The sequence below is a fragment of the Marinobacter sp. AL4B genome, assembly GCF_019916045.1.
In the GTDB taxonomy this organism is placed as follows: domain Bacteria; phylum Pseudomonadota; class Gammaproteobacteria; order Pseudomonadales; family Oleiphilaceae; genus Marinobacter.
Genome location: NZ_JAILWZ010000009.1, coordinates 236,328 through 253,799 on the forward strand (window position 1 = coordinate 236,328; position 17,472 = coordinate 253,799).

At 53.1% G+C, this 17,472-nt stretch carries 14 protein-coding genes; 9 read left to right on the top strand and 5 right to left on the bottom strand.

Annotated features, from left to right (window positions below; genetic code table 11):
- Nucleotides 1-31: 31 nt before the first annotated feature.
- Nucleotides 32-1,171, bottom strand: coding sequence for a PQQ-dependent sugar dehydrogenase (locus K5L82_RS01680; protein ID WP_262492461.1), 1,140 nt, complete (start codon nt 1,169-1,171; stop codon nt 32-34).
- 153 nt (nt 1,172-1,324) lie between these two features.
- Between K5L82_RS01680 and K5L82_RS01685 the strand changes: the two genes are divergently transcribed.
- The 7 genes from K5L82_RS01685 to K5L82_RS01715 all read left to right on the top strand — a co-directional run bounded on the left by K5L82_RS01685 (nt 1,325) and on the right by K5L82_RS01715 (nt 9,848).
- Nucleotides 1,325-1,501, top strand: a complete 177-nt coding sequence (locus K5L82_RS01685; RefSeq protein WP_223132933.1) for a DUF6435 family protein — start codon at nt 1,325-1,327, stop codon at nt 1,499-1,501.
- Nucleotides 1,502-1,591: 90 nt separating this feature from the next.
- Nucleotides 1,592-2,521: a 23S rRNA (adenine(1618)-N(6))-methyltransferase RlmF gene (gene rlmF / locus K5L82_RS01690; protein WP_223132934.1), complete on the top strand. Its 930-nt coding sequence runs from the start codon at nt 1,592-1,594 to the stop codon at nt 2,519-2,521.
- 427 nt (nt 2,522-2,948) lie between these two features.
- The gene (locus K5L82_RS01695) at nt 2,949-3,200 is read left to right on the top strand and encodes a hypothetical protein (RefSeq protein ID WP_223132935.1); all 252 of its coding nucleotides are present in this window, start codon (nt 2,949-2,951) and stop codon (nt 3,198-3,200) included.
- Between the two features lie 314 nt (nt 3,201-3,514).
- Nucleotides 3,515-4,384, top strand: coding sequence for a 5'-methylthioadenosine/S-adenosylhomocysteine nucleosidase (locus tag K5L82_RS01700; protein WP_223132936.1), 870 nt, complete (start codon nt 3,515-3,517; stop codon nt 4,382-4,384).
- A 235-nt stretch (nt 4,385-4,619) separates the two neighbouring features.
- The gene (gene imuA / locus K5L82_RS01705) at nt 4,620-5,309 is read left to right on the top strand and encodes a translesion DNA synthesis-associated protein ImuA (protein ID WP_223132937.1); all 690 of its coding nucleotides are present in this window, start codon (nt 4,620-4,622) and stop codon (nt 5,307-5,309) included.
- Between the two features lie 4 nt (nt 5,310-5,313).
- A complete protein-coding gene (locus tag K5L82_RS01710; RefSeq protein WP_223132938.1) occupies nt 5,314-6,732 on the top strand; it encodes a Y-family DNA polymerase in 1,419 nt (472 codons plus the stop codon).
- Nucleotides 6,732-9,848 (top strand): error-prone DNA polymerase, encoded by a 3,117-nt coding sequence (locus tag K5L82_RS01715; RefSeq protein ID WP_223132939.1) that lies wholly within the window; start codon nt 6,732-6,734, stop codon nt 9,846-9,848. Before K5L82_RS01710 ends, K5L82_RS01715 begins: the two co-directional genes overlap by 1 nt.
- Nucleotides 9,849-9,899: 51 nt before the next feature.
- Here K5L82_RS01715 and K5L82_RS01720 read toward each other — a convergent pair whose 3' ends face one another.
- The 4 genes from K5L82_RS01720 to dbpA all read right to left on the bottom strand — a co-directional run bounded on the left by K5L82_RS01720 (nt 9,900) and on the right by dbpA (nt 14,912).
- The gene (locus tag K5L82_RS01720) at nt 9,900-11,234 is read right to left on the bottom strand and encodes a sodium ion-translocating decarboxylase subunit beta (RefSeq protein WP_316933351.1); all 1,335 of its coding nucleotides are present in this window, start codon (nt 11,232-11,234) and stop codon (nt 9,900-9,902) included.
- Between the two features lie 13 nt (nt 11,235-11,247).
- On the bottom strand, nt 11,248-13,026 hold the full coding sequence (gene oadA / locus K5L82_RS01725; RefSeq protein ID WP_223132940.1) for a sodium-extruding oxaloacetate decarboxylase subunit alpha: 1,779 nt from the start codon (nt 13,024-13,026) through the stop codon (nt 11,248-11,250).
- Nucleotides 13,027-13,068: 42 nt separating this feature from the next.
- Nucleotides 13,069-13,320, bottom strand: coding sequence for an OadG family protein (locus tag K5L82_RS01730; protein WP_133005227.1), 252 nt, complete (start codon nt 13,318-13,320; stop codon nt 13,069-13,071).
- A gap of 218 nt (nt 13,321-13,538) precedes the next feature.
- Entirely contained in the window at nt 13,539-14,912 is a 1,374-nt protein-coding gene (gene dbpA / locus K5L82_RS01735) for an ATP-dependent RNA helicase DbpA (RefSeq protein ID WP_223132941.1), read from the bottom strand.
- 103 nt (nt 14,913-15,015) lie between these two features.
- Here dbpA and K5L82_RS01740 point away from each other — a divergent pair, with 103 nt between their 5' ends.
- Nucleotides 15,016-15,552 carry a DUF2058 domain-containing protein gene (locus K5L82_RS01740; protein ID WP_223132942.1) on the top strand — a complete coding sequence of 179 codons (537 nt, stop codon included), beginning with the start codon at nt 15,016-15,018 and terminating at the stop codon, nt 15,550-15,552.
- Nucleotides 15,553-15,713: 161 nt separating this feature from the next.
- Nucleotides 15,714-17,468 (top strand): SDR family oxidoreductase, encoded by a 1,755-nt coding sequence (locus K5L82_RS01745; protein WP_223132943.1) that lies wholly within the window; start codon nt 15,714-15,716, stop codon nt 17,466-17,468.
- The last annotated feature ends 4 nt before the right edge of the window (nt 17,469-17,472 follow it).

Here is a 17,472-nt window from a genome sequence, read left to right on the forward strand (position 1 = left end):
TCTCCTGTAGTGACCGATGCTTGCGAACATTCTAGCATTTGCAAACGAGGCGCAGCAGGCGACCACCAACTCCGTCTTCCAGCACCCATAATGCACCTTCCGGCCCAATCTCCACCTCTCGGATACGTTCACCCATTGCGAAACGCTCTGCCTCTGAGGGGTCCTGACCATCAATTCTGATCCGCAACAGAGATTCTGACCGTAGACCGCCCACAAAAGCCTGGCCCTGCCAATCGGGGAACATCGAACCGTAATAAAACGCCAGCCCGGAAGGGGCTACCGTTGGCACCCAGTAAATCGCCGGCGCTTTGAACTCAGGGCGCGTGTCAGGATCGGGAATGGGAAAGCCGGAGTAATGATCCCCCCAAGAAACCAGGGGCCAGCCGTAATTCTCGCCAGCCACTGTCAGATTGAATTCGTCGCCGTGTCTGGGGCCCATTTCGTGGGTCCACAGCTGCCCTTGTTTGTCGAATGCAATGCCAAGCACATTGCGATGTCCGAGCGACCAAAAGGATTTTGCGAGCTCTCCTTTATCCTGAAACGGGTTGTCCTCTGGAATGGAGCCGTCCGGATTAATCCGGATCACCTTACCCAGATTCTGATCCCAATGCTGAGCCGGCTCCAGCTTTTGCCGATCACCCGAGGTGATAAACAAATGCCCTTCAGGCCCGAAGGCCAGCCGATGAGAGAAATGCCCTGCGCCGGAAACCTTCAGAGTTTGTCGCCAGATGATTTCGAGGTTTTCGAGTGATGGTGAGTCTGCCTCGACATTTAACTCGGCTCGAGCAACAACGGCTCCTTTTTTCCGCCAGGAACCCTGCTCCGCATACGACAGATAAATCCAGCGGTTATCCGGATAGCTCGGATGAAGAACAACGTCCCCCAAACCGCCCTGCCCGCCATAGGCCACCTCTGGCACGCCTTGGACGGGCAGTTTGCTGCGGTCTTTCAAGCGAACGAGATACAAAGCACCTGACTTTTCAGTGACAAGGAGCCGCCCATCCGGGAGAAAGGTCATGGCCCAAGGTTCATCAAATTCGCCATAGCTGTCGGCGATTAGGCTCGAACCTGCATTCCCCTGAACCACGCTCTCCGTTCGCTCGCCGTAGGTGTTGCCGCAAAACCCAACTCCTATAAGGAGTAGATACAAGATGTATTGTGATATTTTCATCATTCGCCCCGCGTCAGCAACCAGCATTTATTCAAAGTATAGGTTAAAGCGCACTCCGCATTCCTTGTCTATATTCAATGCGGCATGCCGGTTATGACCTGTTCTTACAAACATGCCGTATACACTTTCCATCGAACACTAGAGGAGAAGTCTATGCTGCCCTTTTTCAAGAAAGATCCGGCTAAAAAGCTAAAAAAACAATACTCGACACTGCTCGAGAGGGCCATGAAAGCCCAAAGAAACGGAGATATTCGAACGTATTCTGAGCTCTCTGCAGAAGCCGCAGAGGTTTTTAAGCAAATACAGCAGATTGAATCGCCGAACACCTAACGCCATTGGAGGACTGACAAACGCAGCTTATAATTGGGCCCGAAACCAGACCCAGTCTACATTTAATTTTAAAGCCCCGGGCCGATTACTGTGAGCAGCCATCATAGACGTAAAAACCAAACCAAACCTGTTCGCAAGAACTTGCACCCAAGAAACCTGCACAACCAAGGCTACGATTTCCCTGCTCTGGTAAAAAAACACCCGGCACTAGCGTCTTATGTAAAACCAAATGCTCACGGCAACCTGTCCATCGACTTCGCAGACCCCCTAGCGGTAAAAACCCTCAACGCTGCGTTGCTAAGTTACCATTACGACATCGTCGGCTGGAATATTCCTGAAGGCGCACTTTGCCCTCCTATCCCGGGCCGGGCCGACTACATCCATTACGTGGCCGACTTACCCGGGCTTGAAAAAAACAATATCAAGCTGCTCGATATAGGAACGGGTGCGAATGGGATATACCCGCTATTGGCCTGCCAGATATACGGCTGGCAATGTGTCGGCAGCGACATCAACACCCAGTCGCTGGCGAACGTGTCCGAAATCATCGCCCGCAACCCATCACTCAAAGAACAGATTTCACTGCGCACACAGCCCGATAAAAACCACATTTTTGAAGGAATCATTCAGGCTGGAGAATTCTTTGACATCAGCGTATGCAACCCGCCGTTTCATGCCTCGCGCGAGGAAGCCCTGAAAGGGAGTCAACTCAAGCTTAATAACCTGGCTCGTAGCCGCGGTGAACAAAAATCACAAAGCCAATCCCCTACCCTGAATTTCGGCGGCATGGGAGCAGAGCTGTGGTGCAAAGGCGGCGAACAGCTGTTTCTTAAAAAGCTCATAAAAGAGAGCTTAGCGTACTCCACACAATGCCGATGGTTTACCAGCCTGATTTCAAAGGCTGACAATATTAAGCCTGCACAGAAATTGATTCGTAAGCTCGGAGCAGTAGATCTTCGGGAAATAGAAATGAAACAAGGACACAAAGTGACGAGAGTGCTGGCCTGGACATTCATTTAATGCCATCCAATACGGTGAAGGTACCCCATCTTCACCGCATTCACTGACAATGCTTTATGGTCTGCATTACAAACGCTAGCTGAACACCAAGCCTCCCCAAGATCGGTAGACACCGCCAACTCCGAGAAGTAAGAACCCGAACCAAGTTAGTGTGTAACTTTATAAAGTTTTTCACACAGAACCAATCAAAACGACGCACCAAAACATCATCAGTAATTATATGTAAGCAGTTTTACGGACAACAAAATCTATCTTTAGAAAAATATTCTAAAGAATTTTCCAGAAAACATCACTGTGAGTGATGTGACCCATGCCGACTGGCAATTATTCAGGCGTACTCCAGAGGCGCATACTTCGCTGCATCTGATCCGGATACACCGGGCGATTCAGAGAATGATTCAAACCAACTTATTCTGGAGATACAGACATGCGTAAATTTGCTCTCGTTGCTTTCGCTTCCCTCTTTGCCGTTGCCGCCCTGCCCGCAAATGCCAGCTTGGCGGATCGCAAATCAGATCAGACCAGCCTGGAGCAGTCCCAGCCATCTCCCTACAGCGGACAAACTGTCATTCGGGGAGAGATCAGGGAAGGGTTTGCCGAACACAAAAATGCGGAACCGGCGCCTTACAGCGGCCAGATCGTCATTCGCGGTGAAGTACAAACAGAAGGGCTTGGTTGATTGTATTGAAGGGTTTGAACAAAGCCTTTATTGATCACACGGCTCTTGGGGTAGCTCATTGCTCATGCAAGTGAGTGAAGCATGAACTTCTCCATGAGCCGGAAATTGCACCTATTTATTAGACAGATAGCTGGAAACAAACAGCCACATCAACATCCCCCCCTCTCCCACCTTCGCGATACACTTGAAACCCAAGGTCTAGATAGATAGGCTTCGGCACCTAAAATCTCACCATCGAACCTTTCCGAATCTTATTTTGTGCCCAAGCAATCCAAGGGCCCATAACCCCTCAAGCAAAAAACAAGGTCAGAAAAATGGCAATGAAGATGAGCAAACGCGTGCTAATAACCGTGGTTTCGATATTGGCATTGGCAGGAGGAGTCTCAGCAAACGACCTCAACACCAAAGAAGGTACGAAACGCCCTATATTGATTCAGGGGCCCATGCCAATCGAGGCTGAAAAATTTGCGGCTCGTCTCGAGAACGTTGAAACCGAAAAATCGGGATCAACGTTTGAGTTTTATATTGGCACCGTAGATGACTATCCCGTCATTGTTTCTAAAACCGGGAAAGGTATGGAGAACACGGCAGCCGCAACCGCCGTTGCGATCCTCAAATACAACCCGGCTGCCATCATCAACCAAGGCACATCTGGCGGTCATGATCCCGATCTCAATGTTTTTGACATCGTTTTGGGTGAGCGCACGGTTAACATAGGCTCCATGAAAACCCGCGATCGTGCAGAGGGAGACGGCATTGTTGCGACGGATTGGTTGCCCATGGATGTTATGGCTTCGGAAGGAAGCGCTGGTGAAGACCCCAACGCTGAAAAAGCACGTTACTACGAAGCAGATCCTGATCTTTTCGCAATAGCGAAAAAAGTAAAAAACCGCTACAAAAAAGGCAATGTGGTTGAAGGAACCATTGGTTCAGCAGATTTATGGAACAACGAGGTAGATCGCATCAATTGGTTCCATAAAAACTACGGTACTTCCGTCGAAGAAATGGAATCGGCCTCATCAGCGATGATTTCAAAAGCATACGGCATCCCATTTTTGGCGATTCGCATCTTGTCCAATAACAAAACAAATGACGGTGCTTACAATCCAGACACAGCAGCGGCGAACCAGGAATATGTCTATGAAGTGGTTCAGGAATATATTTCGTTTTTGAAAAACCAGTAAAACACTTAGCTGCTGGACTGTTGATTCGATCAGTTCAGCAGCGCTTACCCATCTAGCCTATACAGCCCTTTCATCCTGCAGAAACACCTCAACACCCTCCGAAGCCAACACCGTCATAACCGCACCAAACTGTTTTGAGCCTGAAACGTTTTAGAACAAAACATTCACTCTGCTCGGTTGAAATCGGCACCTCTTAAGAATACTGTATATATAAACAGTATTCAGAGAATTTCCCATGAGCGAATTGCTGAGCAACCTTCTTCAGGATGCCCGCGTGTGGCAGGGCCACCAACACAAGAAGACTACTCAACCCGCGGAACCCACCGGGTATCAGGCGCTGGACAATCAACTCGGCGGTTTGGGATGGCCAAAGGGCGCGTTGAGCGAATGCCTGCTGGATACCTGTGGTATCGGCGAGCTGCACCTGGTGCTGCCGCTCATGCAACGGGTGTCCAGCGAGGGCAAAACCATCTTCTGGTTAAACCCGCCACACACACCCTACGCCCCCGCTTTGGCCCGGGAGGGGGTTAATCTGGACCATGTGGTAATGGTCACTACTCAAGACCAAAACGACTTTTTATGGACACTCGAAAACTGTCTTCGTTCTCCCGTTACTGGGCTGGTTCTGGCATGGCCGGGCACACTGGCCAGTCGGGATGTTCGCCGGTTGCAGCTGGCTTCTGAGGCTGGGGGGAATGTGTGCGTGCTTTTCCGAAGCCGCCGCCATGTCGATCAGAACTCTCCGGCCGCTTTACGGCTGGAGCTTGTTCCGAGTGATCGCCAGGAACTTAAAATTAACATCATTAAGCGCCGTGGTAGCTGGCCCGGCCAACGTTGCTCACTGGCGATGGGACACCGGGCCAACCTTGCCGGCCACGATTCCACCCGCATCGTTCAGGGCCCGTGGGCCGGGACTACACGGTAACCTTATGCTCTGGCTATACCTGCATTTTCCACATTTATTACTGGACCACATCCAACGGAATCAGGATTCCGGGGGCGTTATTGTGATCGTGGATGGTGCTGGGCAAACCATCAAACAGGCCTGCGCAACCGCACGGGAGCTGGGTGTAGAAGTGGGCATGCGTCTGAAAACCGCGCTCGGTTTAGCGCCCAACTTGCATATTATGCAAGCAGATCAGAAACAGGAAGCATGGCTTCTGGAAGATCAGGCACGCTGGTTGTATCACTACGCCGCCCACATTACTTTGTCACCACCTGATGGTCTTTGGGCGGAAGTCAGTAGCCTGCAAAAGCTTTACGGCGGTCTACCAGCCATCTGGCAAACCGTGGAACAAGCCTTGACCGACCGCCAACTCTCTGCGTGGATCGCCATTGGGCACACGCCATTGACGGCTCGGTTATTAGCCCTCACCGGCAAAGGCGAATGCACAGCAGACAAAGGCCATATTCTCGCAGCGATTGGCAACTTACCGCTGCAAGCCGCCGGTTTTGACAAGAAATCCTGCACTCGTCTGCAACGCTTGGGGCTTAACACACTTGCGGATGTATTCGCTCTGCCCGCTCATGAATTGGCTCGGCGACTATCACCAGAACTGTTGAACACCATCCAGAAAATTCAGGGCACCCGCGCAGACCCCAAAGCACCTTGGCAGCCACCCCATATTTTCAGGCAGCGGGCGGATTTCATTCAGGAAGTGGAGCACACTCAAGGGCTTTTATTCTCGTTGCAGCGAATTCTGTCAGAGTTGGAGGAAGACCTTTGTTGGCGCCAGCAAGATACCGACACTCTACTGCTGACACTGCAGCACCGGCACCAAGAACCGACACGGTTTCGAATTCGAACCACGGGGCCAGAACATCGGGCCGACGTGTTTTTAAAGCTGATCCGCCTGAAGCTTGCTCAGCAACCCTTGAGCGCGCCGGTTATTGCGCTCACTTTCACCGTCAAGCGATTTATCGGCCGTGAAGCCCCAACAGGGCAAGATTTGCTCGGTGAAACTCAGGATCTGAACGAAGCCTGGCACACGCTGATCAGCCGTCTTCAGGCCCGGTTGGGAGACCAGGCTTTAAAACAACTGTCTCCCTCTGAAGACCACCGGCCAGAATGTGCTTGGTCTGCCGAGGAGGTTCGCAACCCCTCTAAAAAAACGGCGGCAGAGCCTACAGCCTTCCCTCACCGACCTTTATGGCTACTGAAAAACCCCTGGCCCCTAGATCAAACACCTACGCACTGGCACTCCGGCCCGGAGCGCATCAGCAGTGGTTGGTGGGACGGCCAACGAGTTCATCGGGATTATTACATCGCACAGTTGCCGGGCAGCGAGATGGCTTGGGTTTTCCGAGATCATCAAGATGGATGGTTCATTCATGGGTGGTTTGGCTGATGGCTACAGGCTATGCGGAGCTGTTCTGCTTCAGTAACTTCACCTTTCTGACTGGGGCCTCGCATCCCCATGAGCTGGCCGAACGAGCGTTGGAATTAGGCTATAGCGCCATCGCCATCACCGATGCTTGCTCTGTAGCCGGCATTCCCAGAGCCTGGGCCGCTCTGAAAGACAGCCCGGTGAAGCTCATCACCGGCAGTTGGTTCGAACTGGACGATGCCCCTACTGACTCTGCCGTTCCACGTTTTATCCTATTGGCCAAAGACCGTCAGGGTTATGGCCAGCTCTGCAAACTGATAACCACAGGCCGGCGCCGCGCTGAAAAAGGGCAATACCAGCTCTTCGCGCGAGATATTGAAACCCACGAACTGGACCACTGTTTTTGTTTGTGGCTCCCAGCCATTCAGGAAAACGTCACCTTCACTGAAACCCGCGCTTGCGGTGAATGGTTACATCGATTGTTCGAGCAACGGTTACGAATTGCCACCAGCCGCACTCTGGAAATTGGCGAGGAACAACAACTGGCCCAGATCCGGGAATTGGCCGACCATTTACGCTGCCCTATTGTAGCTACCGGCGAAGTTCACATGCACAGCCGAGAACGCCAGCCCCTGCAAGACGTACTCACCGCCCTGCGCCACCACAGAACCTTGGAGAATGCCGGGCGCTGTCTGTTCCAAAACGGCGAGCGTTATCTCCGCCCACTCTCGGTGCTGCAAAAGCTGTTTCCGGAAAACTGGCTACGCGAGACAGTTCAGATTGCCAACGCATGCCAATTTAAACCCGGAAGCCTGCGCTACGAATACCCACCTGATTTAGTCCCCGCCAATGAGACACCTGCGGGCCTGTTGAAACGACTGACCCAAGAAGGCGAACGTCGCCGCTATCCCGATGGCACCCCCATGAAAGTTCAAACGTTGATTCGCAAAGAGCTGGGGCTAATCTCGGAAATGAAGTACGAGCATTACTTTCTGACCATCCACGACATAGTCGCGTTTGCCCGAAGCCAAGGTATTTTGTGTCAGGGCCGAGGCTCTGCTGCCAACTCAGCCGTTTGTTACTGCCTGGGCATCACCGAGGTAAATCCCGCCAAGGTCGAACTGTTGTTTGAGCGCTTCATCTCGAAAGACCGGGACGAACCACCGGATATCGATGTGGATTTCGAGCACCAACGGCGCGAAGAGGTCATCCAGTATATTTACCAACGCTACGGTCGCGAGCGAGCAGCACTGGCGGCAACGGTGATTCGTTACCGGCCCCGCAGTGCCATCCGAGATGTTGGCAAAGCTCTGGGCTTTGATGCCGCTTTAGTGGAAAAGCTGCTGGACGGTATCGACTGGCGCGACAAGACTACCAACTGGCGCCAGCAGATTCTGGAGAAAGGTCTGACTCAGAACCCACATATGGCCAACCAGTTTTTTACACTGGTGAACACCTTACTGGGCTTTCCCCGACATTTGTCCCAACACGTCGGTGGCTTTGTCATTAGTGCAGGGCCGCTGTCGGAACTGGTGCCGGTAGAAAACGCCGCCATGCAAGAACGCACCGTCATCCAATGGGACAAGGAGGACCTGGAAAGCCTCGGGCTAATGAAGGTAGATGTCCTCGCCCTTGGCATGTTAACCGCCATCCGAAAGGCTCTGGAGCTGATCAGTTCGGAAAAAGGCACCCCCTTTACTATCCAGGATGTCCCTCAAGAAGACCCCGACACCTACGCCATGCTGCAAAAAGGCGACAGCATCGGAGTGTTTCAGGTGGAGTCCCGCGCTCAGATCAATATGTTGCCCCGGCTGAAGCCTGAGACTTACTACGATCTGGTCATCGAAGTCGCTATTGTCCGCCCGGGCCCGATTCAGGGCGATATGGTGCACCCTTACCTGCGCCGAAAACACGGACTGGAGCCTGTAGAATTCCCCAACGATGCAATTCGTCAGGTGCTGGAGCGCACGCTGGGGGTTCCCATTTTCCAGGAACAGGTGATCAAACTGGCCATGGTGGCAGCCGGTTTCAGCGCCGGTGAAGCCGACAAACTCCGTCGCGCCATGGCCGCCTGGAAATCCGATGGGGACCTATCCCCATTCCGAGACAAGCTGATCAGCGGCATGTTGGAACGTGGTCACGATCCGGAATTCGCCGAACGCTTGTACCAACAAATATGCGGCTTTGGCGGTTACGGGTTTCCGGAATCCCACGCCGCCAGCTTTGCTCTGCTGGTGTATGTCTCCGCATGGATCAAGCGCCACCATCCGGCCGCATTCTACTGCGCTTTACTCAACAGCCAGCCCATGGGTTTTTACTCCCCAAGCCAATTGGTGCAAGACGCCCATCGCCATGGCGTAACCGTTCTGCCGCCCGACGTAAACTTCAGCCATTGGGAGCACACACTGGAAGAACAGCCACAACACCTGCGTCTGGGCCTGAGAATCGTACAAGGCCTATCCCTCCAAGGTGGCCAGCGCATTCACGAAAACCGACCACAGAACGGCTACCGTTCCGCCAGCGAACTGCGCACTGGCGCCAGCCTGAATCAACGGGACATGGAGTTACTGGCCGGCGCAAACGCCATGGCCGACTTCACCGATAACCGTCATCAAGCCTACTGGCAATTACTGGAATATGAAAAACCTTCAGCACTGTTCGCCCAAGAGCCCGAAGTGGATTACCAGCCCAAGCCTTGTAACCAGTTACCCACCCCCACGGAAGGCCAAAATGTACTGGCCGACTACCGCAGCCAAGGTCTGACACTACAAAGACACCCTCTGGCTCTGCTTCGCGAACAAGGCCATCTCCAGCACTGCCTAACTGCAGAACAACTTAAGGCCACCCGCCCCGGCATACCGGTACAAGTAGCCGGCCTGATCACCGGCCGTCAGCGGCCAGGCTCAGCTGCTGGCGTCACTTTTGTCACCCTTGAAGATGAAACCGGCAATATTAACGTCGTCGTCTGGCTGGCAACCGCCCGCCAACAACGCAAACCGTTACTCACCGCGCGATTATTACACGTGAAAGGGGTTATCGAAAAAGAGGGAGAGATCGTCCATGTGATGGCTGGAAAGCTCTCGGATTTGAGCCACCTGATTAACTCGTTGCCAGTCAATTCCCGGGATTTTCACTGAACACAAAAAAACCCGCCGAAGCGGGTTTTTTTGTACAGCAAGAAGTGAAGATCAGCTCAACAGCTTGATCATCACACCCGCTGCAACCGCAGAGCCAATAACACCAGCCACGTTCGGGCCCATAGCGTGCATCAGCAGGAAGTTCTGCGGGTTAGCCTCAAGACCAACCTTGTTGGATACCCGCGCTGCCATTGGCACCGCAGACACACCGGCAGAACCGATCAGCGGATTGATCGGGTCTTTACTGAACTTGTTCATCAGTTTAGCCATCAGAACGCCTGATGCAGTACCCACACCGAACGCAACAACACCCAGCCCCAAGATACCCAGCGTCTGGCCATCCAGGAACTTGTCTGCCATCAGCTTGGAGCCAACCGACAAACCCAGGAAGATGGTTACGATGTTGATCAGCGCGTTCTGAGCCGTATCACTCAGGCGCTCAACCACGCCACACTCACGCATCAGGTTACCGAAGCAGAACATGCCCAGCAGCGGTGCTGCGTCTGGCAGGAACAGCACTACAGCAATCAGAACAACCAGCGGGAAAACGATCTTTTCCTTTTTGCTGACCGGACGAAGCTGGCTCATCTTGATAGCCCGCTCTTCACTGCTGGTCAGCGCCTTCATGATTGGTGGCTGAATCATCGGAACCATTGCCATGTATGCGTATGCAGATACAGCAATTGCACCCAGAAGATGCGGAGCCAATACACTGGCTACGTAGATAGAGGTTGGGCCATCTGCGCCACCGATGATACCGATCGCAGCTGCTTCAAGGATGTTGAAGTCCAGCACTCCAGTCCAGTCCAGCAGTGCGGCACCAAGAACCGTACCAAAGATACCAAACTGAGCGGCGGCGCCCAGCAACATGGTCTTCGGGTTCGCCAGCAGAGGACCGAAATCGGTCATCGCGCCAACGCCCATAAAGATCAACAGCGGGCCAACAGTACTGCCGATAACAACGGAGTAAAAGTTATACAGCATGCCGTTGCCGTAACCGAAGTCTTGGGCAAGCGAGTTCGCCATTGCCATTTCGGAATAGCTGGCCTCTTTCACCGCTACTTTGAAGGCTTCCTTCAGTTCAGGTGTTACCGCCTGTCCTGCTTGATAAGCCACATCCAGTGGCACTGCCAGTGCCGCCAGAATCTGCGTAGCATCGCTCTTCAGCGCAAAGTGAATCGCATTTTCCGCCGCAGTCAGGGCCAACCCTGCCTCCGGGATGTTCGCCAGGATACCGCCGAAACCAATTGGCACCAGCAGCAGTGGCTCAAAGCCCTTACGAATCGCAAGGAACAGTAGCAGCAGGCCGATAGCGATCATCACTATCTGACCGAACTCTATGTTGAACAGGCCACTGCCTGTCCAGAGTGTCATTATCTTATCCATGGAATGCTGGCCCTTATGCGATTGTCAGCATTTCATCATCAACAGAGACGGCATCACCGACTTTGATGAAGACTTCACCGATGGTTCCGGCCTTCGATGCGCGAATCTCGGTTTCCATTTTCATGGCCTCGAGAATGATCAGCACATCACCTTCTTCAACCGTGTCTCCCGGAGAAACCAGAACCTTCCAGATGTTACCGCTCAATGGCGCATTAACAGGTTCACCGTCGCCAGCAGCAGGTACTGGAGCGGCCGCAGGTGCAGCAGAACCGCCCTGACCTTCAATCTGGCTGATCTCACCACCTTCGGAAACGGCTACAACGTATTTCTGGCCGTTAACCTCTACCGTGTAGTTTTCAGGACCTGCAGATTTTTTGGCCGGAGCGACATCATCAGCACTTGGTACTGGCTCGAAGGCTTCTGCATTGCCACGGTTCTCAAGGAACTTCAGACCAATCTGTGGGAACAAAGCGTATGTCAGAACATCATCCACTTCCTGTTCTGCCAGCTTTATACCTTTCTCGTTGGCCAGGCCTTTTAGTTCAGCAGTCAACTTGTCCATTTCTGGCTCAATGTTGTCTGCCGGTCGGCAAGTAGTCGCTTCGGCACCATCCAGAACGCGCTCTTGCAGTTCTTTGTTGAACGGAGCCGGTGCAGAACCGTACTCGCCCTTCAGGATGGCAGAGGTTTCTTTGGAGATAGACTTGTAGCGCTCACCGGTCAGTACGTTCAGTACAGCCTGAGTACCAACAATCTGCGAAGTCGGCGTTACCAGCGGGATGTAACCCAGATCTTCACGGACCTTCGGAATCTCGGCCAGAACTTCATCAAACTTGTCGGTAGCGTTCTGCTCGCGCAGCTGGTTTTCCATGTTGGTCAACATGCCACCCGGAACCTGAGCAATCAGGATGCGGGAATCAGTGCCTCTCAGACTACCTTCAAACTTAGCGTACTTCTTACGCACTTCGCGGAAGTAGGAAGCAATTTCTTCAAGCAGGTTCAGGTCCAGACCGGTGTCGCGGTCGGTCCCTTCCAGAATCGCAACCACCGCTTCGGTGGGCGAATGACCGTAAGTCATACTCATGGAAGAGATCGCGGTATCTACGTTGTCGATACCCGCTTCCGCTGCTTTAATGGCAGTCGCAGTGGACATGCCCGTCGTAGCGTGACATTGCATGTGAATCGGAATATCCAATTCTTTCTTCAGACGGCTGACCAGATCGTAGGCGACGTATGGCTTCAGGATACCTGCCATGTCTTTGATGGCGATGGAGTCAGCACCCATGTCGGCGACTTCTTTTGCCAACTCAACCCACATATCAAGAGTGTGCACAGGGCTGGTGGTGTAAGAAATGGTGCCCTGAGCATGTTTACCTGTTTTGCGAACCGCTTTAATAGCAGTCGCCAGGTTGCGAGGATCATTCATCGCATCGAAGATGCGGAACACATCAACGCCGTTTTCGGCAGCACGATCTACAAAACGCTCTACCACGTCATCCGCGTAATGACGATAGCCCAGCAGGTTCTGGCCACGCAGCAACATCTGCTGTGGCGTGTTAGGCATTACTTTTTTCAGTTCGCGGATACGCTCCCATGGGTCTTCACCCAAGTAACGAATGCAGGAGTCAAAGGTAGCTCCACCCCAGGATTCCAACGACCAGAAACCGACTTGGTCGAGTTTCTCGGCGATCGGCAGCATGTCGTCAAGACGCATGCGGGTGGCAAGCAGGGACTGGTGGGCGTCACGTAGAATTACGTCCGTAATCCCCAGCGGTTTTTTTGTGTCAGTCATCGTGTCAGCCTTCTGTTAAAAGGTTCTAATTCCGTTCCCGGGTCACTTCTTGTGGCGTGACCGGTATTGTGCAATCGCCTTCTTAATGGCCTCGGCGGTGTCAGGGTCAACCGACGTTGGCGCCTTCGGCTTGGCACGTGGCGTTCTGGCCGGGGTTGCCGGCTCTGGCGGAGCAAACCGCAGAATGATTTTCGACATCAGGCCAGTCGCGAATACCAGAATAACCAGAAACGCGAACACAAAGCCCATACCGGCGATCATCAAATCTACGGCGTGTGACATCAGCTCATTCATAATGAACAGCTACCTGTATTGGTTTGTGATTTCCCCGCCTCGATCACACCCTATTCAGACAAAAGTCTAATAGCGTGCAAATTCAAAACGGGAGGCAAAATCCTGCGTAATTTACCGGTTTCATTGTTCTGGAGCAACCAAAAGCACATTTTTCTATAGGGATTTCCCGAGCGACAATCAAAACAAACGGTTCTATACACTCGGAGCAACCAACCCGGTTAAACATAACGCACGCGTATTTTTCGCCCTTTCACCCGCCCTTGCTCAAGCCGTGAAAGCGCCTTACTAGCCCAAGCCACGTCGACAGCAACAAAACACTGAAAATCAAACAGATCGATTTTCCCTACCGCAGTACCGGGGATCCCGGCTTCACCGGTCAAAGCCCCTAACACATCGCCGCGGCGAACCTTCTCCTTACGCCCTCCAGCCAGACAGAGAGTCTTCATGGGCGGGGCAACAGGCCTTACAGGCTCTGAAAGCAGTTGTCCGGAATCGCCCCACTCAGCTGTCATGCCGCGCGCGCTCTCCAAACGAGAGATCTTGTGACCCTGCTTCGGTGTACACAAAGTCACCGCATGCCCCTGCTCACCCGCACGCCCTGTGCGACCAATCCGATGCGTATAAACTTCGGGATCCCGAGCGGGCTCCGCATTAATAACCAGTGGCAAGCCTTTGATATCCAGACCACGAGCCGCCACATCGGTCGCGACTAAAACCGTGCAACTTTGGTTCGCAAACTGCACCAGCGTGCTGTCACGCTCCCGCTGCTCCAAATCACCATGCAATGCCGAAGCGGCGAAACCCTTCTGCCTGAGCGCGTCTGCAAGATCGTCACAGCCCCGTTTGGTGGTACAGAAAACCAAACTCGCCGTCGGCTGGAATCGGGAGAGCAATGCTGCAACAGCTTCCACTTCTTGCCCGGGCGAAATCTCGTAAAACAGCTCCTCTATCGTGGCGGTTGAATCGTTCACCTCAATCCGCACGTCTTCCGGGTCCACCTGAAAACGCTCACTTAGGGTCCGTATAGGCATCGGCCATGTTGCGGAGAACAGCAACGTCTGCCGCGAGGAAGGTGTTTGCGCAAGAATACCGGCCACAACATCCTCAAACCCCATATCAAGCATGCGGTCCGCTTCATCCAGCACCAGCGTATTCAGATGCTCCAGCGACAAGGTTCCTTTACGCAGGTGGTCTTCAACCCGCCCCGGCGTGCCGACGATGATGTGAGCGCCATGGCTGAGCGAACCAATCTGAGGCCCGATCGATACACCACCGCACAAAGTCAGCACCTTCACGTTGTCTTTCGCACGCGCCAGTTCCCGCAGTGCTTTGGCTACTTGATCCGCCAGCTCACGCGTTGGGCAAAGCACCAACGCCTGAACCGAAAACCGCTTGGGCTGAAGCTTTTCAACCAGAGGAATACCGAAAGCAGCCGTTTTTCCGCTACCCGTTTGAGCCATGGCAATCACATCTTTGCCCGCCAAAGCCGGTGGCAACGCCTTTACCTGAATGCCAGTAGCCTGCGTGAAGCCCAGCTGCTCAAGGTTAGCCAGCATGGTCGAAGAAAGGCCAAGCTCTTTAAAAGAAGACATAGAAAAATCCGTGGGGTAAATAATCGTGGGTTATTGAGTTCGCTCTGACGGCGTATACTAGAGATAATTTGATTAAGTTTATCACGAATCTACGGAGTCACTGATGGCGTCTTTGCAGGACCAATTACTAAAAGCCGGGCTCGCCGATGAAAAAAAGGCCCGCACCATTCGCTCTGAGAAGCGCAAGCAACGTAAACAGCAGCCTAAAGGTGCCGCCCAAGTCAACGAAGTTGAAGAGCGGGCACGCCAGGCTCGCCAAGAGCAGGCCGAGCGCGATCGGCAACTGAATCTGGAGCACCAAAAAGAAGCCAACAAGAAAGCCATCCAGGCCCAGATTCGCCAGCTGGTAGAAACAAACCGCCTGGATCGCAGTCGCGGTGAAACGTCTTATCAGTTTGTGCACGAGAAAAAGATAAAAAAGATTTTTGTCGACGACCAGATGGTGGATCAATTGTCACGAGGCCGGCTGGCCGTTGTTTTTGTTAACGACGATTACGAGCTGGTCGCAGAGGCCGTGGCCCGCAAGATCATGGAGCGGGACGAATCAGCGGTTGTGGTTCTGCACGATCGCACGGCAGAAGATCAAGGTGATGATGACCCCTATGCCGGCTACGAAATACCCGATGACTTAATGTGGTAATGGCAACCATCAGCCCCGCTCAATGCGGGGCTTTTTTTGAGCACACGTAATTTTCGTCTGTATAAATCAAAACGCATCCGACCCAAACTTCACGCCTTATTGACCAGCCCACCGCTTATTGTTACATTTTCCAATGTATCAATAACGACAGAGTTCAAAGCATGAACGAAAGTAGCCAATTCATCGAGAACAAAGGGCTTCGCCTCCATGTCCGCGAGTGGAACAAAAACGCCGATACAACCATCGTGCTTGTCCACGGCTATCCCGATTGCAGCCATATTTGGGACACCACAATAAGCGAGCTTGCAAAGCGCTTTCATGTCGCCGTGTACGATGTTCGCGGTGCGGGGAAATCCGACGCCCCCTGCCGCACCAAGGACTATACCCTGGAGCATCTAACCGCTGATTTTCGTGCCGTTCTCAGCGCAGTTAGCCCCGAAAAGCCTGTGCATCTTGTTGGCCATGACTGGGGCTCAATACAATGCTGGGAGTTTGCCACTCACCCCAACCTTCAAGAGCGCATAAAGTCATACACCTCAATTTCAGGCCCCAGCCTGGACCACGTTGGCCATTGGTTAAAACAAGGCCTGAAAAGCGGAAAACCAGCCCAAATTAACAAAATAGCCAAACAAATTGCTCACTCATGGTACATCGCAGCGTTTCACCTTCCCGTTTTGGCCCCCACGTTATGGAAATCGGGATTGGATAAACTTTGGCCTCGCTTGCTTCAGCACGTTGAAGGCATGGAAGAATGCCCGCCTTTTGACAGTCAGCGGAAAGATGGCGCGATGGGAGTTCACCTGTACCGCGCCAACGTAATCCCGCGAATCACCTCGCCACAAGAGAAGTCCACACAGCTTCCCGTACAACTTATTGTTCCAAAACGAGACAAATTTGTAACCCCAATGCTATTTGAAGACTTGCATAAGTGGGTTCCGCGACTTTGGTGCGAAGAAATCAATGGCGGGCACTGGATACAGGTTAGCCATCCGGAGGTCGTAGCGAATCGTCTTTGTCGCTTTGTTGATTTCATTGAATCCGGCGCAGCCGATAGCGATGCCCCATCCGGACTGGATCGCCACCGCGTTCAGGGAACGCGAAAAGTATTCAGCGGTAAACTGGCGGTTGTGACCGGAGCAGGAAATGGCATTGGACGAGAGACGCTGCTCGAGCTCGCTAAAGCCGGCGCAGATGTCATCGCAATCGACATTGACACTGATGCCGCTGCGCGCACCGCTGAACTCGCAGGCCTTCTCGGTGCTCGAGCAACGAGCTATACCATGGACGTAGGAATCGCCGGTAGCTGGGATAAACTCGCACGCGAGCTAGCCAAGAAAGATGAAGTCCCCGATATCCTGATCAACAATGCCGGCATCGGGATGGCTGGCCCCTTTTTGCAAACCAGCCGCGCAGACTGGAGACGGATTCTCAATGTGAACCTCTGGTCTGTCATTCACGGCTCTCAGCTCTTCGGCAAACAAATGGCCGAAGCTCAAAACAATGGCGTCATTATCAACGTCTCGTCTGCAGCAGCGTTCTCACCTAACCGTTCCATGAGCGCCTATTCCACCACCAAAGCCGCTGTTCGCATGCTTTCCGATTGTATGCGGGCCGATCTGGCTCATCACGGTGTCAGAGTCATCACTGTATGCCCGGGCATTGTGAACAGTGGAATTACCGATCGCACACGATTTGTGGGCAAAAGCGCCGAAGCTGAAAGCGAAGACCGAACCAGGGCATCCAAGCTGTATGCCCGTCGAAACCTCAGCCCAGCAGCCGTCTCCTCCAGCATTATTAAGGCATTGGAAAATGACCAAGATGAAGTGCTGGTTGGCCCGGAAGCATACGGCCTGAACCTCATCGGACGGGCCTCTCCGTCACTGAGCCGCTGGCTGGCAAAGCTAGAGCTGGCTTAACAAC